Here is an 18044-nt window from a genome sequence, read left to right as displayed (position 1 = left end):
CGCCCTGTCGAGAACCAAGAAGGAGCCTGTGCATGAGCCAGACTGACGATCCGCGTGACGAGCAACCCACTTCCGACCTGCCCCAGGATCCATTTCGCCGCCGCCTGCTGGTCGCTGGCATGGGCCTCGCCGGCCTGGGCGGATTGTCGCTGAGCGCCTGCGATCTCCTCGATTCCCGCACGGGCACGCCCAGGACCGCTGCCGATCTCGCGCTCGACCGCACGCTGCAGGCAAAAGTCCGGCATATCGTGGTGATTTACGCCGAGAATCGCAGTTTCAGCAATCTGTGGGGCAATTATCCGGGCGTGAAATATCCGCTCGAAGCCGTGCGCGCGTCTCGCTATGTGCAGCTCGACCGCGACGGACGCACGCCTATGCCGGTGCTGCCCAAAATCTGGGGTGGTCTCGTGCCGCAGGCGCAGGAAGTGGACGGCAAACGCTACATGATCTCGGAAAAGCAGATCGACGGTATTGCCAACGGACCCTTTCATCTCGTCGATACCGAAGGCCAGCCGTTGCCCAACGGCGTCATCACGCGTGACCTCGTACATCGTTTCTATCAAAACCAGATGCAGATCAATGCCGGGCGCAACAACCAGTTCGCTGCCTGGGGTGATTCAGGTGGCCTGGTGATGGGGCATTACCGCAACTCGGCGAAGTCGCTGAAACTCTGGAGCATCGCGCAGCAGAACGTGCTCTGCGATAACTTCTTCATGGCGGCTTTCGGCGGCTCCTGGCTCAATCACATCTTCCTGATTTCGGGTCAGGCGCCGCGATATCCCGATGCGCACAACGGGCCGGCGAAAAAGCTGCTGTCCGTGCTCGACGGTGACGATCCGCTAGGTACGCGGCTCAAACTCGCGCCCGACTCGCCGGCCTCGGCGCTCGACGGACCACCCTCGTATGTGAACGACGGCGCGCTCACGGCCGACGGCTACGCGGTCAACACCATGGCGCCGCCCTATCAGCCGAGCAACGTCAGGCCCGCGGAAGGCGGCGATCCGACGCTCGCCGATCCCTCGAATCACAAGGTGTTGCCGCCGCAGACCTACGCGACGATCGGCGACCGCTTGTCGGACAAAGGGGTGGACTGGGCGTGGTATGGCGGCGCGTGGGAGTTCGCGCTCACGCATCGCGACACCGGCATGCTTCCCGACTTCCAGTATCACCACCAGCCATTCAACTATTTCAGCAGCTTCGCACCGGGCACGCTTGCACGCACCCAGCACTTGCGCGACGCCGGCGTGGGCGAGGATGCTTCAACGAACAAGTTCATCGCGGATATCGATGCAGGCCGGCTGCCGCCCGTGGCGTTCTACAAGCCGCAGGGCAACCTGAACATGCATGCGGGTTATGCCGACGTGGAATCGGGCGACCGGCATCTGTCGAATATCGTGGAGCGGATTCAGCGCGGGCCGCAGTGGGACAACACAGTCGTCATCATCACGCACGATGAAAACGGCGGCTGGTGGGATCATGTGGCGCCGCCGAAGGGCGACCGGTGGGGCCCCGGATCGCGCATTCCGGCGCTCGTGATCGCGCCGTTTGCAAGGAAAGGTCTGGTCGACCATACGGTCTACGACACGAACTCGATCTTGCGCTTCATCACCCGCGTGCATGGCCTGGTGCCGCTTGAGGGAGTGGTCGCGAGGGACCGGGCGTTTGTGGCAAATGGTGAAGCGCCGCTGGGTGATCTGACTGCGGCGCTCGATCTGGCTTGATGCGGCTTAAGCCCCGGACAAGCCACTACGAAGCCCGCGTGCCGTCCATGCGCCCTGCCCGGGCATCCGCGGCGTCGGATGTTTCTTGTCGCCACTGACGCCGTGAGCGCAGCATCTTGCGCACGGCGAGACGTGTCATCTTGAGATAGCTGAACGGGCGCGGATCGGCGAGCATGCTCAACGCCCGCGCGTAATCGAGCGTGAGGCCGGGCGTCCACGCCATTGTCGCGGCGCGCTTGCGGATCTGCGCCGCGACCCAGAGTTCGGGCGTGACCAGCAGGCGCAGGAACGAACGCCAGCCGGTATCACGGCCATGAAAGGTTCCTACCGTCCCTTCCAGTGCGGCCTCCAGCGCATTGGAGACGGTACTGGAACAATTGCGGTAAGTCAGGTTGTAAGTCGGGTCCTCCCGATACTTCTCCCAGAACGCGTTCAGCCGCTCCGGTCGATAGTTCCGGATACGCACGCGTGTCGTGGATTCGCACCAAGCCGTCGACTCCGTCGGGTAGTCCGGCTGGAACACGCCAGGCACGTTGTTCTCGCGCGTCGCACGGAGGATGCGGCCAAACTCGTCGGGCGAGCGATCGATCTCGACCCCCGGATACAGGCTGATATAAATGCCTTCCGGCGATTCCAGCGCCGCGTGGCCGGTGGAAATGACGCCGTTGGCATCGACGGCGGCAATGTAGCGGTCCACGATCAGCCGCCGGTTTGCCTGCGCCCGCGCAGAGCCGACCGGCGTCCAGACGTGCACAGTAAGGGCTTTTTCATCGGCGGCGGGCGGGCCATCCCATTCGAACGGGGCATCGGCTTCGGTGGCACTCGCACTCGCCACGGCTTTCGCGGCTGCCGATTTCTCGGCCATGGCAGGATCGGTAATGACGTCATCGGACAAGGCCAGCGTCTTTTTGGTTTCGGGAGGCAGGCTTTCCATGCGACGCACGCGAAACGCGATCAGCAGCATGTTCCAGCCGCCGAACGCAAGTCCAAGCCCGATCGCATAAGGTGCCGTGCCCACGTAATGCGTCGGATACGGCTGGAAAAAGAAGACAGCAAGCAGGATTTCGATGATCGCCAGCGCCAGCACCATCCTCCATCGGCTGTAACGGACAACGACTGCCGAGACGGATTGCAGCAGGCCATCGGCGAGAAACAAGGTGCCGAAGATCATCGACAACACGAAGTTGCCGTGATGATGACCCGCCATGATCAGCAGCGCCGCCAGCACGAAAGCCGCACCCTTCACGTAACGCAGTGTTCGCTGGCCGCCAACGCCCGTACCCGCCGCGGCAAGCGTTGCGATGCCCTCGATCAGCAACAGCCACGCGAAAAAGTGAATGGGAAAGTAGAGGACGCCATCGAGGGCATCGATGAAAACGAGCACGCCGATCACGAGCCAGATGCCGCCGGCCACTGCCAGCGTGATCCATCGGCGGCGCAAGTAGTCGACGCCCAGCAGCAGCAACACGAGTTGGATCATGACGTCACCCTCGATGGACCCGCGTGATTGATACAACCCGGCCATGATAAAAGCGATACCGCGCGGCGCCAACTCACTGCCGGCTATTCAACCCAGGCGCGCGCCGCGATCTCGATCAGATATCCATAATGCAGCGCGCCGACCGGCACCACTGCCCGAGCCGGTTTCCACTCGCCGAAGTGGCTCGCGTAGATCTCGTTGAACGCCTTCCAGTGATCCACGCCGACCAGATAGACAGTCACCTCGATCACATCCTGCAGACCCGCGCCGGCCGCGGCCAGCACCGTGCTGACGTTTTCGAGCGTTTGCCGCGCCTGCTCTTCGAACGGCAAGTCGCCGGTATGCGTGCCGTCGGGGCGCATCGGCAACTGGCCGGAAACGCAGATGAGATTGCCGGCGCGCGTGGCATGGCTGTAATGGCCGGCGGGAACCGGAAGGCCCGGTGCGTTGATTCGTTCGATAGGCATGAATAGACTCAAATATCAAGAAAGGTCAGACGGCAGCATACGACCACCTGCTCACAGCACCAACCGTCCCGCAAGAAAATCGAGGAAGGCCTTGGCGCGTCCGGCCATCGACGCGCTCTGGTAAAACACCGCGCTGACCGGTTGCCTGACGTCGAGCCACGCGCTGTCCATGACGGTCCGAAGGCGCCCGCCCGCGACATCGGCGTGGGTCATGTAGGACGCGAGACATACGATACCGCCGTCGGCGAGAGCAAGCTGGCGCATGGTTTCCCCGCTCGACGCCGCAATGTCCGGCACGATCCTGAAGCGGACGTCGTCACTGAGCAAAGGCCAGTCGTTCAGGCTCTCGGGCGCGGTAAATCCGATCAGCCGATGTCCCTTCAACTCCGCCACCGTTCGCGGCTCGCCGTGCTCGGCAAGATATCCAGGACTCGCGAGTATCCGCAACCGGCTGCTGCCGAGCGAGCGCGCGTGCAGCGTGGAATCCTGCAGCGCGCCGATCCGGATCGCAATATCCACGCGTTGCTCCATCAAGTCGACAAACCGCTCGTTGCTGCTCAATTCCAGGACGATTTCGGGATAAGCCGCAGCGAACGCCTGCACGTGCGGGACGATGCAATGGAGCATGAACGGCGACGCCGCGTCCACCCGCAAGCGCCCCGCCGGCCGTTCGCGCTGCCGGGCGATGGATTCCTCGGCGTCTTCCATTGCGGCGAGGATGGCCCGGGCGCGCACAAGGAAGAGTTCGCCTTCGTCAGTAAGCTGGAGCCGGCGCGTGGTGCGGCGAATCAGCGTGGAATCGAGCTTGGTTTCGAGCCGGGTGAGCGCGCGGCTGACACCCGAAACCGTTTGCTGCAAAGCTTCCGCGGCGGCCGTGATCGAACCGGCGTCGATCACGGTCACGAAAGCGAGCAATTCTTCGGTGGTGGTTTTCATCGTGCGATTGTTGATGCATAGTCAAGATTGATTTGAGACTAACATCGTTTTTGCGAAAGTAGAACCGAGCGATACTAGGTCCATTGATTCAGGAATCATCAAAGGAGAATGGACATGAAGGTATTTGTGACGGGCGCAAGCGGGTTTATCGGCGGAACGATCGCAGCGCACCTCGCGCGCAACGGACATCAGGTTCGCGGGCTGATCCGCCGCGCCGACCAGGCGGCCGAACTGAAGCAACTGGGCGTGGAGCCTGTGATCGGCACGCTCGATGACCGCGATCTGCTGATTGCCGAAGCCAGGGCCGCCGATGGCGTCATCAACGCCGCGAACAGCGACCATCGCGGAGCGGTGGAAGCGTTGATCGAAGGGCTGGCGGGATCGGACAAGCCGTTGCTGCATACGAGCGGATCGAGCATCGTCGGCGACGCTTCCGGCGGCGAAGGCTCGGCTGCGATCTACCACGAGGACACGCTGCCGGAACCGACCGCCGATAAAGCGGCGCGCGTAGCCATCGACAACCTCGTGCTCGACGCAGCCACCCGTGGCGTGCGCGCCTCGGTGCTGTGCAACACGCTGATCTACGGTCACGGCGCCATGAAAACCGCGAAAAGCGTCCAGTTGCCGCGCCTGCTTTCCCAGGCGCAGAAAAGCGGCATCGTCCGGCATGTCGGGCCGGGACGCAATATCTGGTCGAATGTGCATATCGACGATGTCGCCGATCTCTATGCTCGCGCGCTGGAAAAGAGCCCGGCGGGCACGTTCTATTTCGTCGAAAGCGGCGAAGCGGCGTTCCACGAAATGACCAGGGCGATGGCCAAGGCGCTGAATCTGGGCGAACCGCAAGACTGGCCGCTCGAGGAGGCGAAGAAGGAATGGGGCTACGAGATGGCGTCGTACGGGCTGGGATCGAACAGCCGGGTTCGTGGCAGGCACGCGCGTGGATTGCTCGGATGGACGCCGAAGCGCACGTCGGTGACCGACTGGATTCGCGACGAGATGCTCAAGTAAGCGCTTATTGCCTGAAACAGCGCGGCCGGTTGCGAAACCGGCCGCTTTTTTACATGCGGATAAAGCGTCTAACGCAGCGCCTTCAGATATCCATCGATTTCCGCGGCAGGCATTCCCGCCTTCACCGCCGCGTCATGGATCTGCTGCCACGTCGTCGGATCGACGGGCACGCCCTTCACTTCCAGTTCCGCGCGCCGCGCGCGTTCCGGTTCGCCCGGAACCATGATCCTGTCCGTATTCGCGGCAAGCGGCGAGGCTTTCACCCATTCCACGAACGCGTCCGCTTCGGCTTCGGCATCGGGTGCATCGAAGGCCTTCGGATTGACGATCACCGACGTCATGCAGTTGATGATTGCGTTGGTGGTATCGAGCGTGCTTTCATGCGTCGTGTAGCCACCCGACAACGCGCCGCCGAAAATCTCGCACATCGCGGCGAGGCCGTAGCCCTTGTGTGCGCCCATCGCCGTCAACGACCCGAACGGTGCTTCATGCATGACTTTCGGTTCGACGGTCGGCACGCCCGCATGGTCGATCAGATGTCCTGGCGCAACCTGCACGCCCTTGTTGTACGCCACGCGCGTCTTGCCGTAAGCAATGCCCGAGGTCGCGAAATCCAGCACGAGCGGTTCGCGCCCTTCACGCGGGAACGCGGCGCAAAACGGGTTCGTGCCGAAGCGTCGATCGATACCGCCAAACGGCGCGACCAAGGGATCGCCCGCCACATTGACGAAGTGAAACGATACAAGCCCGGCCGCCGCGCATTGCTCGGCCCAATGCCCGATGCGCCCGATGTGATGCGCATTGCGCAGGCCGACCGCGCACACGCCGAGCTTTTGAGCGCGCTCGATGCCGTGTTCCATCGCCTCGAACGCCACGACCTGCCCGAACCCTTTCTTCCCGTCGATAGTCAGCACCGCGCCGGCGTCACGGACGATTTCGGCGTGCGTGTTGAGCTTCAGTTGGCCGTCGCCGAGTGAGGCCATGTAGCGCGGGATCATGCCGACGCCATGGGAATCGTGACCCGACATGTTCGCCATCACGAGGTGATCGGCAACCAGTTGCGCTTCACGCGGCGTGCTGCCGGCATGCGTCCAGATCGCGCTCACATAGGCGTGCAAGGTATCGCGGGGAATCCGTGCTTCGGGCGTGTTTTCAGTGTTCATGCGAATGCGTCTCCTGACACGAAAGTGCTGCACAACAAATTCGATGGTGTGCCTGGCCATAAAAAACGAAAAGGCGCGCTGGAAGCTGCGCGCCTTTTCATTATCGATGACAAGTCTTCAAGGCGTTGCGGCAATCACTTCGGCGACCGTCGCCGTGAGTTTTTTGGCGAACGGCACGTGCAGGAATTCATTCGGGCCGTGCGCATTCGATCTTGGTCCCAGCACGCCGCACACCATGAACTGCGAACGTGGAAAACCCGCCTGCAACGTGCTCATCAGCGGAATGGTGCCGCCCTGTCCGAGGAATGCGACGTCTGCGCCAAAATGCCTGCGCGATGCGTCGTTCAATGCTTCGTCGAGCCACGGCGCGAGGTCCGGTGCGCTCCAGCCCGTCGCTTCGCCGCGCTCGGCCTTGAACGTGACCTTCGCGTTGTAAGGCGGATCGGCTTCGAGCAAGGACTTGAGTTCGGCGAGCGCCGTAGTTGCCTCGACCAGCGGCGGCAAACGCAGCGAGAGCTTGAACGCGGTGCGCGGGCGCAGGACATTTCCGGCATCAATCAGCGATGGCAAGCCCGCCGCCCCGGTCACCGCCAGCGACGGCCGCCAGGTGGAGTCGAGCAGCGCCTGACGCGGATCGGTGGTGACGGGCAATACCGTGCCGCCGTTCTGGCCGCAGGTCCAGGGCAACTTCTTCCAGACATCGTCGCCGAGAATTTTTGCCGTCGCTTCGGCTTCCGTCAAACGCCGCGACGGGATATCGCAATGAAACCCCTTCGGCAGCAGATTGCCCGTGCTCGAATCCTCGAGCCGTTCAAGCAACCGGCGCATGATCCGGAACGTCGACGGCGCAATGCCGCCGTTCGTGCCGGAGTGGATGCCTTCGTCAAGCACTTGTACTTCCAGGTCACCCGCAACCAGGCCGCGCAGCGACGTGGTGAGCCATAACTGATCATAATTGCCCGCGCCCGAATCAAGGCAGACGACGAGGCTGACTTCTCCGAGCCGATCGCGCAGCGCGTCAACGTATGGCAGCAGATCGTAGCTACCCGATTCTTCACACGTTTCGATGATGCCGACGCAACGCGGCCGTTCGATGCCTTGTGCATCGAGCGCGGCGATGGCGCTGATGGATGAGTACGTTGCGTAACCGTCGTCCGCGCCGCCGCGGCCGTACAGCTTGCCGTCTTCGAACTTGGGCGACCATGGGCCCAGGTCGCGGCGCCAGCCGTCGAACTCGGGTTGCTTGTCGAGATGGCCGTAGAGCACGATGGTGTCGCGGCTGTTCGAACGCGTGGCCGGCGCCTCGAAAAAGATCACGGGTGTGCGATCGGGCAAGCGGATTATTTCGACTTTCAGGCCACGCACCGGCTGACGTTCGGCCCATTGCGCGGCATCCGTAATCACACGCTCGATGAAACCGTTCTTCATCCAGTCGAGATCGAACATGGGGCTCTTTGCAGGCACCGCGATGTAATCGGTCAGCGCGGGCAGGATCTCGTCATCCCACTTGCGGTCGATGAATTCACGCAAAGCGTCACGGTCGATGCGCTGTGTTTCTTGTGTAAGGTCGTCTGAGATCATGACGGGCGTCCCGGCCGTTTAAAAACGAATGATAGCCGGGATTGGCGGCGCTTCGGGCGCGGAATTGCCCGTGGAACGAAAGCGAATCGAACGCTGATATCAATGGGACCGCTTCCAGCAAAATCGGGCACAATCAGGCGCGATCAGTCGAAAAAGCGCTACACGTCGCGTCCCGGTATGCTGAGGCCCCGTCCAGTCAGGACTCAGCAAAAAAGGAACACCGCCATGTCCGTATCCATGTATCGCGCAAGCATTCCTGTATTCATCCGCGGTCTCGACGTACTCGTTTCACTGATCGCCAAAGCCGAAACCCACGCGAAAGAGAAAGGACTGGGAGACACCGACATCACGTCGACCCGGTTGATCGAAGACATGCTGCCGTTCACCGGACAGATCCAGCGCGCAAGCGATACATCGAAGCTTTCGGCAGTTCGTCTTTCAGGCGTCGAAGCGCCGAGTTTCGACGATACCGAAACGACCTTCGCCGAGTTGCGTGAACGCTTGACGAAAACGTTGGCGTATCTGAAAACCGTCGATCAATCGACGCTCGAAGGCAGCGAAACGCGCGAGGTCACGCTGAAGCAACGCGCTGGTGAAATAACGTTCAGCGGCAGCGACTACTTGTTTTTATTCGCGCTGCCAAACTTTTATTTCCACGTGGTTACCGCGTACGACATCCTGCGCCAGCTCGGCGTGCCGGTCGGGAAACTCGATTACCTGGGCGCGATGCAATCCGCCTGACCGGACTTCAGGTTCGCGCGGCGATCTGTTTCTGCCAGCTCGTCAGAACACGTCGCGCGAGCACGGCGTAGTCGCCGCCGAAATGGTGATCGCCACTCGTCTTGATCACTTCGATGCCCGTCCTGGTCAGCGCCGGGCATAACGTGTCTTCCTCGGCCTCGCCGTAGATGCACTGCACGATTCCCGGCGGCAGTTTCGCCAGTTCCGGGCGCACCTTGAACGCGTCCTTGCTTGCGGGCATGCCAAGCCAGCCGGTCACCCGGATCTGGAAATCGGCATCGGGTGCAAAGCCCATGAGCGAAACCATCGATACCTTCGCGCGCACCGCGTCGGGCAGACGGTTGTAGGCGAACGGCATCACGTCCGCGCCGAACGAGTAGCCAATCAGCGCGACGTGCTCCGAATGCCAGCGGGCGCTGTACGCCTGGATCACGCGTGCCAGATCGTGCGCGGTCTGCTCGGGCGTTTTCGCGCTCCAGAAATACCGCAAGCTGTCGATGCCAATCACCGATACCCCATCCTTCTGCAATGATTCCGCGACGGTTTTATCGAGATCGCGCCAGCCGCCGTCGCCGGAAATCACGATGGCAAGCAGGTTCGTCGGATGGGCCGCGGGCAGCTCGACCAGCGGCAGATCGGACACGTCTTCGTCGTGCATCGGCTCGATCTTCAGGTGCGGCACGGCGAGCGCCAGCAACGCATCGGCTTTCGATGTGGCGGCGGGTTGCGTGGTTTTATCGAAGAAACCGGGCAGGCCTTTCGCGTGCGTGATGGTCGGATCGGGCGGGCACAGATTGAAACGCGAGTCGAGCTGCGCGTCGGGATTCAGCGCGAGCGCGCCCGCGACCGTGTTGTCCGGCGCCTGCGACAGGATCTTCGTGGCGAGTACGCCGCCCTGGCCGGAACCCATCAGGATCGGCGCGAAGTAACGGTCCGACTGCACTTCGCGTTCGAGCTGATGGCTGAGCGCTTCGGCATCGCCGACGAGGTTGTGGCAGCTTTCTTTCTCCGACGGCAGCTTCGCGGCGTAACGCGTGGTGTCGACGCCTACGACCATCGCGCCGTTTTTGGCGAGCGCATCGGCGGTCTGGGTGTCGGCGGGGGTCCAGGTTTTATCGGAGAAGAGCACGATAAAACCGCGCATCGGACCAGCAGGTTTCGTGAACTGCACATCGCCGTAACGGCCGCCGGGAATCGTGGCGGCATGGGCCGCTGAAACAGCAAACAATGAAACAAACGCAATCTTGCTGAAAAAATTCATGAACGCCAGCCTCCCGCCAGCAACGAGAGATCTGCAAGCGTGAAAAACACGCCCACCGAGCCGGATGCCGCGAGATAACGCGGCTCCCAGCGCGGCTGGAACTTGCTCTTGAAACCGCGCAAGCCCCGGAAATTGTAGAAACGTCCGCCAAAACGCCAGACGAGACCGGCGAGCCGGTGCCATGGCGAGGCAAGCGGCGTCGGCTGCATGCCGGACAGCGGCGCGATGCCAAGACTCAGCGTCTGGTAACCGGCCTGCTTCAAATGCAGCGCAAGCTTGGTGAAGAGATATTCCATTGCATACGGCGATGCATCGGGCACGTGGCGCATCACGCCGACCGTGGCTTCCGTATTCATGTCGGTGGTCATGAACGTGACGAACGCCACCGGCTTGCCTTGCTGGCGAACGAGCAACACGGATTGCGCCGCGAGGTAATCGTCGTTGAACGCCGCGACCGAAAAGCTTTTCTCACGTGCTTCGCGGCCGTTCAGCCAGGCATCGGACACTTCGCGCAGCATGGGCATGGCGTACGGCACCTGTGCGGAATCGATGACTTCGACATCGAAACCATCGCGCTCGCCACGCTTTAACGCATAACGCAAATGCGCGCGATGCGAGCCCTTCAAGTCGAAATCTTCCAGCACGACGTGCGCTTCCTCGCCGAGCTTCATCAGGGTGAGACCGGCATCGAGATAAAGCGGCAGGGCGTCCGCGCGAACCTGGTAAAACGCGGCGCGGCCGCCATGCGCGTGCGCCATTTCAACGAAACGGCGGATCAGTTCCGCCCATTCGCGGCGCGGGCCGACCGGATCATGAAGCGCCGCCCAGGTGCGGCCGTGCTTTGCGTACATCAGGAAGGCTTCGCGCGATGAAGAGAAGAGGAAACTCTTGTCGCCCATCATCGCGAGGCCGGCGTCGCTGCGTTCCTGTGCGCGGAAAATGCGGGCGGCATCGAGGAGATCCTGCGCCGCGGGTTTTTCGAAACGGCCGGCGGCTGGACGCAACAATTGCCAAACGGCGAAGAGCGCTGCAAACAGGCCCGCCGCCAGCGTGGCGCGCAAGGCGCGGGGGGCGCGTTCATCGAAGGCGAATTGCCACCAGAGATCGCGGCTGTAGTTGATATCGCGGAAGGCGAACAACATGATCCAGACCGCCAGCACGATCACGATCCCCACCGACACCAGCCAGCTCGCCGTGAAGCGCTCCGAGAGCAGCGACGAACGCCGGTTGAAGCGGTCGCGCGTGGACAGCAGCAGCACGATCAGCAGCGCGAGCACGCCGGTCTCGACAAACGCCAGCCCCTTCGCCAGCGACAGCGCCAGGTTGGCCACCGCGAGCGTGATTGCGAGCCACCATGCGGCGTCGAGCCGGCGCAGCAGCCCGCGCGCGACAAACAACAGCACCACGCCCAGCACGCTTCCGAGCAGTTGCGAGCTTTCCAGCACCCATAACGGCAACACGGCCTGCAGCACCGCGATGCGCTTGCCGAACGCGGGCGTCGCGCCCGAAATCACGAGCATGCCGCCCACCACGAACGTCACCACGCTCAGGAACAAGGGCGCGAGCTGCGACACATTCGATGGATTGAGGAACGTGAACCTGCCCTTCAGCGCGCGGCCTTCGAAACCGGCCAGCACGGCGGTCGCCACGATCAGCGGCAGGCCGAAGTAGATCGCGCGATAGGCAAGGAGCGCGGCCAGCATGGCCGGCGTATTGACGCTGCCGCCGAGCGCGAAGACCATCGCCGCCTCGAACACGCCTACGCCGCCGGGCGTATGGCCGATCAGACCCAGCAGCATGGCAGCCGAGAACACCGTCAGGAATTCGCCGAAACCGACCTGCGCATGCGGCAGCACGGCCCAGAGCGCGAGCGCGGCGGCGCAGACATCGAGGGCGGCAAGAATGAGTTGGGCAACCAGGTCGCGGCGCGACGGAACGGTGACGGCCAGCCACTTCCAGCGCGACTGCAGCGTTCGCGATGATTTGCCGCACAGCGCGATCATCACCGCAAAAACGGCCAGGATCGCGGCGCCGCTGAACCGGAGCAGTTCCGGCGAAGCGTGCAGCATGGCCGCGAGCGTATCCGCCGCGCACACCATGCCGATCGCCGTCATCAGCGCGAGCGCCAGCGCCAGCGTGACGCTGGTGAATACCGTCAGGCGGCCGACCTGCGCCGGCGTGATGCCTGACACGCCGTACACGCGGCAACGCACGGCGCCGCCTGTCAGCGCGCCGAAACCGGTTGCGTTGCCAAGCGCCGACGCGACCGTTGCGCCGACCCACAGCACGGAATGCGGCACTTTGGCGTCGAGGTACCGGAGGCCTACGGCATCGCGGCCGACCAGCGCCGCGTAGCTCAGCGCGGTGGCAAGGAGCGCACCGGCCCACGCCTCGAAGGAGAGCGCGAGAAGCTGGTGAACGACCGTCTTATAGTTGACCGCGTGCGACAAGTGCTGAAAAACCACCAGCAGCAGCGCGCACACGACGAGCGCAAGGACCGGGGCGGTGAAACGCTGCAACCGCCACGACCGTGTTAAACGGAGCAGCGATTCCGGCTGAAGAACTGAACGAACGACATTTCTGCGAGACATGCGAATTACCGGACTTGCTCCAACGCTTTCCAGCCTTGCGGCCATGTAGCGTTCTTGTTGGTTCTTGGTTCTGATCGGCTGCGCGCCGGACCGTTGTCGCTCTTCCCCGCGCTCCCAGGTTTCATAAACCTGAACGGAACGTTACGGTTAGCAACGCCTGTATATCGGCGATGGTTGACTGGACTTAAGAAAAGTCGGCGATTCTATGCTTTTTATCCGCAGCGGGTTCCGTTATCGCGTGGCAAGCGCGGTTTGCCAAGCGGTTTGCCCAGCGGTTTCCGGCGCTTTCCGGGCGCTTTCTTTACGAGGAATCGGCCGAGCGGGTAGCATCTTGGCTCCAGTGCACGCCCCGACGGTGCATCTATCATCGATAAAAAAGGTTCTACCGAATGAAAACGCCACGCCTTGCTGCCGCTCTTGCCTTGACCGTTACCGCCGCTGTGACGGCGCTCGCCCTGGGCGGCTGCGTGACGCAATACGATTCGCTCGTGAAGACCGTGCCGGTGGGTTCCGGGACGTCGCATCTCGCCGTGCTGCCATTTGCCGCATGCGTGAAGGCACATTGGGCCGCGCGGCCGCTTAAGACGGGCGAATACACGCCCAATGCCGACGGCGACGTCATCACCGTGCATGGCGCCAAAGGCGAGACCCTGCTGCTGATCGACGCAGAACCCTCGGCGAACGGCGCGGGCTATACGATTTACGGCGATATCGTGGGCGCAGCGGTGTACGTGGCCGATGCCCACAAGTGCGACTGACCGGCCCTCGCGCTCAGCTCGCGCCGCCCTTCATATCGACATAAGCCTGGTGCGTGCCGACGATCCGTCCGATCAGGTACCCGTCGGACGCGCACGCATTCACGCGCTGGTCGCCGTTCCAGACAATCTTGTATTGCTCGTCCTGCAGACGGATGCCAGCAGGATCGAACTGGGCTTTCGGCGGCGTCGCGGGTTTGCCCGAGTCGCGCAGTTGCTCCATGAGCAGGCGGTTCCACGTGTACGCGTAGCCATACTCGACGCCATCGGCAAACGCGTCGAGATCGCAGACCTGCTTGGGCGGCGTGATCGAAACCTCGGTCTTGTAACCGCTGGGGCCGCCGACATCGATGCGTTGGACGCCCGGCGCGCCCGACGCCCCGGCTGCGATCGCCTCGGCGGAACGATTACGCGACTGCGGTTTGGATTGAGCCGCGACGACTGGCGCCGAGGCCGCGCTGGGGAGCGCGGTTGCGGCGTTTTCGGCGGGAGGAACGGGCGCACAGGCGTTCAGGAGAAGTATCGATGCGGCGAGAAAGGCGCCAGATGCACGTACGCCCGCAAATTTGAAATGAATGTTGAAAATCACGCTTTAGCTGTCCGTCTCAAAATAAACCGGACCCTACCTTAACATTTTGAGACGGCGGCGGAGATTGTGCCGGGTTTTGACGCGGTCCTGAGGCGAGCGGTGCCGAAAAAACAAGGGCCGCTCCGGTTGATGACCCGGAACGGCCCTGACGGTCAGACCCGCACGACGGCGGGCTGGCTCAAGCGATCTTCAACGGATGCTCGCTCAGATAAACCCGCAGCGCGTTGTTCATGCGCGTCTGCCAGCCATCGCCCGTTGCGCGAAACGCTGCGATCACATCCGCGTCGTAACGGACGCTGACCTGCTCCTTCGGATGCTCTTTTGGCGGCCGCCCCATGCGGCGTTCTGCCATGTATTCGGGAAACGGGCGCAGCGCCTTGAATTCCTCAGCCGACAATTCATACGTGTCGGGATCGGCGGCGATACCGCGATTGATTGCAGCCTCTTCTTCCGGCGTATTCCGGATCAATTTAACTTTGCTCATGGTCCTTGATCTCCCTGTTGTTCGCCCGGCGAAGGCTGATGACTCGAATGGCGCCGTCGCGCGGCGTGAATACCACGCAGTGAAGACGGCTCTCCAGCGGCCCGTACCCGACAAGCCGCTCTTCGCGATAGTCCCGCCGCGTATCCGCTTGAATACGCAGAGCATTCCAGTCGAGGCCCGCGGCGTCGGCTAGCGACAATCCATGCTTGCGCTGATTCGACGCGTCCTTTTCCAAATCAAACATCACGTACTGTTTCATTTATTGTAGATGCAAAAAGTCTGAAAGACAAGGTTGTTGCCGATGCGTGCGCCGCGCGATGGCAAAAAAAAACCGTTCCACGATGTGCGGAACGGTTCTCTATAACTTGCAGGCCAACTGTACCCGGTCGATGCTTTTGCCTGTCAAGCCCCGTCTTCCAGTACCAGCAGATTCTCGTGCGAAAAGCCCAGCGCCACGGGCTGCCCTCGTTCGGGCAAGCGTCGATTCGGGTCGTTGAAGACATCGAGTGAAATCACGGACTGGTCCACGCGCGTCCTGATGCGCACCACCGCGCCGAGGAAGTTCACCTCTTCCACGGTGGCCGCAAGCGTGTTGCGCCCGTTTGCCGGCGCTTCGAGCACGATGGCTTCGGGGCGCACGGCAAGCATGCGCTGCTTGCCGGTATCGCTGGAACTCAATGCATGCGAGGTCCGCAATTCCTGTCCGCCGACCACGATCCGGCCGCTCGCCGGGTCGACTACCTGCCCCGGCAGCAGATTCAGCGTGCCGACAAACGACGCCACGAAGCGCGTGCGCGGAAAGTTATAGATCTCCGATGGCGTGCCGATCTGCTCGACCCGTCCTTCGTTCATGACGACGATCCGGTCCGATATCGACAGTGCCTCTTCCTGATCGTGCGTGACGAATATCGATGTAATGCCAAGCTCGCGCTGCAGGCTGCGAATATCCTCACGCAATGAGACGCGGATCTTGGCGTCGAGTGCGGAAAGCGGTTCGTCGAGCAACAGCACTTGCGGCTTGTTTGCGAGCGCCCGGGCAAGCGCCACGCGTTGCTGCTGGCCACCCGACAACTGCCACGGATATCGGTCCGCCAGCTTCGGCAACTTGATGAGCGCGAGCATCTCCTCCACGCGCGACTTGATCTCGGCTTGCGGGCGGCGCAAGACCTTCAGCCCGAACCCTATGTTGTCTGCCACCGTCATGTTCGGAAACAGCGCGTACGACTGGAACACCATGCCGACCTTGCGTTGCCGCGTGCGCAGGTAAGTGACGTCGCGGCCGCCGAGCTTGATCGTGCCTCGTGTCGGTGTTTCGAAGCCTGCGATCATGCGCAGCACCGTGGTCTTGCCGCAGCCCGACGGGCCAAGAAACGTGATGAACTCACCGCGCTCGATCTGCATGTCGAACTGATGCAGCACCGTGTTCGTGCCGAACGTCTTGCTGAGGTTTTCGATCTCGAGAAGTGCCATGACAAACCGACCTTTTAAGTTTTTTGTCCGGCGATGGAACGCGCCGAGCCGAAGACCTGGATAAGCCCCATCGAGGCCCACGTAATGGCAAACGCGATGATTGCAAGCGCGGATGGTTCATACGCGCGATTGGCGCCGATCAATTGCAGATAAGGACCGAACGCCGGACGATTCAGCAGGCTCGCGAGCGTGAATTCGCCGATGACCACCGCGAACGTCAGGAACGCGCCCGACAAGATTCCCGAGCGCACGTTCGGGAAGATGATCCTGAAGAGGATGGTGGGCCAGGTCGCACCGAGACATTCGGCGGCTTCGGTGAGAGAGCGGACATCGACGGCGCGCAGGCCAGCGTCGACGGAGCGGTACATGTAGGGCAAACACAGCGTGACGTATCCGCAAATCAGCAGGAAATCGGTTGCACGTTCATTGCCGGTCAGCGGCAAGAAAGAACTGCTGTTGTAGACATGCAGGTAACCAAACACGATCACGATGGCCGGGATCACCAGCGGCAACAAGGTGATGAACTCGATCAGCGGACGCAGCTTCGGCAAGCGCAACTGGACCCAATATGCGGTCGGAACCACGAGCAACACGCCGAGCACGATTGCAAACACGCCCATCAGGATGGAGTATCCGAACGATGCCTGGAAATGCGGATCGGTGAGCACGACGCGGTAAGCGTCGAAGCTGTATTCGTTGCGCCGCATCTTCAGGCTGAACTCGATGGTCGCCAGCAGCGGCAGCAGGAAATACGCCGCGCCGATAACCATCGCGATCCACGCGCCCGCCCGGGTCTGCGCACGTACCTTGTTGTCGGGCGTGAGTGTGACTGTGGCGGCGGTGCTCATCGACGACCCCTTTCAGCGCGCGAGCGCAGCCAGATATACCCGCCGTTGGACAAGCCGGTGACCAGCACCATGCCGAGCGCAAGTGCGTAACCGAGGTTCTCGTTGTGCAGCACGTCGCCGCGAATCTGCGCATACAGCACGATCGGCACGATATTGAGCGAGCTTCCGGTCAACGCATAAGCGGTTGCGACCGCGCCGAACGCATTGGCGAACAACAGCAGCGTGGCGCCCAGCACGCTCGGCCAGAGCACGGGCAACGCCACGTACATCCAGTAATGGTAAGCACTGCCGCCAAGACAATCGCACGCCTCGCGCCATTCGCGCTTGAGGCCATCGAGTGCGGGGGTGATGATCAGAACCATCAGGGGAATCTGGAAATACAGATAGGTCAGCGTCAGGCCGGTGAAACTCAGGATGCTGAAGCCCGTGGAATAAAGGTTGATGCCCACGTATTTTTTCAGCAGCACCGTAACCAGTCCAACGCGTCCCAACGTGCAGATGAATGCAAACGCGAGCGGCACGCCCGCGAAGTTCGACGCCACGCCGGAGAATGTCATCAACGTGGGACGAATCCATACGGGCAACTTTCCCTGCACCGCAGCCCATGCAAGCAGGAGCCCGAGAAAACCGCCACCCAACGCCGACGCCGCGCTGACCTTGAAGCTGATCCAGTAGGCGTCGAGTACGCTGGGTTGCAGCAGCTCGCGGAAGTTGGCGAGCGTGAAATGCCCCTGCGCGTCCTGGAACGCGCCGACCATCAGCCACGCAGTGGGCAGCAGCAGGAACAAGACTGCGAATGCGAAAAACGGCAGGACGCCAAGATAGTTCCACGCCGGCGACACACGTCGCGCCGCTTTCATGCCGGGACCCAGCGAGGGGTCCTCATGCACGGACATGGGCGCGGCGATCTTCGATGAAGTGCTCATGATGTCGCTCTGAACTGACA

At 62.2% G+C, this 18044-nt stretch carries 17 protein-coding genes; 4 read left to right on the top strand and 13 right to left on the bottom strand.

The features are described 5' to 3' along the window. The first annotated feature begins 32 nt into the window (after window positions 1-32). Complete coding sequence (locus AXG89_RS21800) at window positions 33-1721, top strand: acid phosphatase (protein WP_062172378.1); 1689 nt, start codon at window positions 33-35, stop codon at window positions 1719-1721. Window positions 1722-1746: 25 nt separating this feature from the next. Here the strand turns inward: AXG89_RS21800 and AXG89_RS21795 are convergent, their stop codons facing one another. From AXG89_RS21795 to AXG89_RS21785, 3 genes are all read right to left on the bottom strand, one after another. Then, window positions 1747-3201, bottom strand: a complete 1455-nt coding sequence (locus tag AXG89_RS21795; protein WP_062172643.1) for an HdeD family acid-resistance protein — start codon at window positions 3199-3201, stop codon at window positions 1747-1749. An 83-nt stretch (window positions 3202-3284) separates the two neighbouring features. Further along, complete coding sequence (locus tag AXG89_RS21790; RefSeq protein ID WP_062172377.1) at window positions 3285-3668, bottom strand: RidA family protein; 384 nt, start codon at window positions 3666-3668, stop codon at window positions 3285-3287. A gap of 51 nt (window positions 3669-3719) precedes the next feature. Next, on the bottom strand, window positions 3720-4604 hold the full coding sequence (locus tag AXG89_RS21785; protein ID WP_062172376.1) for a LysR family transcriptional regulator: 885 nt from the start codon (window positions 4602-4604) through the stop codon (window positions 3720-3722). A gap of 114 nt (window positions 4605-4718) precedes the next feature. Between AXG89_RS21785 and AXG89_RS21780 the strand changes: the two genes are divergently transcribed. Next, window positions 4719-5615, top strand: coding sequence for an NAD-dependent epimerase/dehydratase family protein (locus AXG89_RS21780; protein ID WP_062172375.1), 897 nt, complete (start codon window positions 4719-4721; stop codon window positions 5613-5615). Window positions 5616-5683: 68 nt separating this feature from the next. Here the strand turns inward: AXG89_RS21780 and AXG89_RS21775 are convergent, their stop codons facing one another. Together AXG89_RS21775 and AXG89_RS21770 are read right to left on the bottom strand one after the other, a co-directional pair. Next, entirely contained in the window at window positions 5684-6778 is a 1095-nt protein-coding gene (locus tag AXG89_RS21775) for a malate/lactate/ureidoglycolate dehydrogenase (RefSeq protein ID WP_062172374.1), read from the bottom strand. Between the two features lie 117 nt (window positions 6779-6895). Beyond that, entirely contained in the window at window positions 6896-8359 is a 1464-nt protein-coding gene (locus AXG89_RS21770; RefSeq protein WP_062002643.1) for a M20 family metallopeptidase, read from the bottom strand. 225 nt (window positions 8360-8584) lie between these two features. On the opposite strand from AXG89_RS21770, the gene AXG89_RS21765 reads away from it, so the two are divergent. After that, entirely contained in the window at window positions 8585-9100 is a 516-nt protein-coding gene (locus AXG89_RS21765) for a DUF1993 domain-containing protein (RefSeq protein ID WP_062172373.1), read from the top strand. A 7-nt stretch (window positions 9101-9107) separates the two neighbouring features. Here AXG89_RS21765 and AXG89_RS21760 read toward each other — a convergent pair whose 3' ends face one another. Both AXG89_RS21760 and mprF read right to left on the bottom strand, forming a co-directional pair. Beyond that, window positions 9108-10361, bottom strand: a complete 1254-nt coding sequence (locus AXG89_RS21760) for a virulence factor family protein (protein WP_062172372.1) — start codon at window positions 10359-10361, stop codon at window positions 9108-9110. After that, window positions 10358-12952 carry a bifunctional lysylphosphatidylglycerol flippase/synthetase MprF gene (mprF, locus tag AXG89_RS21755; RefSeq protein ID WP_062172371.1) on the bottom strand — a complete coding sequence of 865 codons (2595 nt, stop codon included), beginning with the start codon at window positions 12950-12952 and terminating at the stop codon, window positions 10358-10360. Before mprF ends, AXG89_RS21760 begins: the two co-directional genes overlap by 4 nt. A 389-nt stretch (window positions 12953-13341) precedes the next feature. On the opposite strand from mprF, the gene AXG89_RS21750 reads away from it, so the two are divergent. Beyond that, complete coding sequence (locus AXG89_RS21750; protein ID WP_062172370.1) at window positions 13342-13710, top strand: hypothetical protein; 369 nt, start codon at window positions 13342-13344, stop codon at window positions 13708-13710. Window positions 13711-13723: 13 nt separating this feature from the next. On the opposite strand, the gene AXG89_RS21745 is transcribed toward AXG89_RS21750, so the two are convergent. The 6 genes from AXG89_RS21745 to AXG89_RS21720 all read right to left on the bottom strand — a co-directional run bounded on the left by AXG89_RS21745 (window position 13724) and on the right by AXG89_RS21720 (window position 17958). Beyond that, entirely contained in the window at window positions 13724-14296 is a 573-nt protein-coding gene (locus tag AXG89_RS21745; protein WP_062172369.1) for a hypothetical protein, read from the bottom strand. A 178-nt stretch (window positions 14297-14474) separates the two neighbouring features. Beyond that, on the bottom strand, window positions 14475-14780 hold the full coding sequence (locus tag AXG89_RS21740) for a BrnA antitoxin family protein (RefSeq protein ID WP_062172368.1): 306 nt from the start codon (window positions 14778-14780) through the stop codon (window positions 14475-14477). Then, window positions 14767-15039, bottom strand: coding sequence for a BrnT family toxin (locus AXG89_RS21735; RefSeq protein WP_062172367.1), 273 nt, complete (start codon window positions 15037-15039; stop codon window positions 14767-14769). Before AXG89_RS21735 ends, AXG89_RS21740 begins: the two co-directional genes overlap by 14 nt. Window positions 15040-15182: 143 nt before the next feature. Further along, a complete protein-coding gene (locus tag AXG89_RS21730; RefSeq protein ID WP_062172366.1) occupies window positions 15183-16250 on the bottom strand; it encodes an ABC transporter ATP-binding protein in 1068 nt (355 codons plus the stop codon). Window positions 16251-16264: 14 nt separating this feature from the next. Further along, on the bottom strand, window positions 16265-17098 hold the full coding sequence (locus tag AXG89_RS21725; protein ID WP_062172365.1) for an ABC transporter permease: 834 nt from the start codon (window positions 17096-17098) through the stop codon (window positions 16265-16267). Beyond that, a complete protein-coding gene (locus tag AXG89_RS21720; RefSeq protein WP_119024685.1) occupies window positions 17095-17958 on the bottom strand; it encodes an ABC transporter permease in 864 nt (287 codons plus the stop codon). Before AXG89_RS21720 ends, AXG89_RS21725 begins: the two co-directional genes overlap by 4 nt. Window positions 17959-18044 lie beyond the last annotated feature (86 nt).

It is taken from the genome of Burkholderia sp. PAMC 26561, from assembly GCF_001557535.2.
Lineage (GTDB): Bacteria > Pseudomonadota > Gammaproteobacteria > Burkholderiales > Burkholderiaceae > Caballeronia.
The sequence above is the reverse complement of the archived record's forward strand: the minus strand, read 5'-3'. Positions and strand labels throughout refer to the sequence as shown.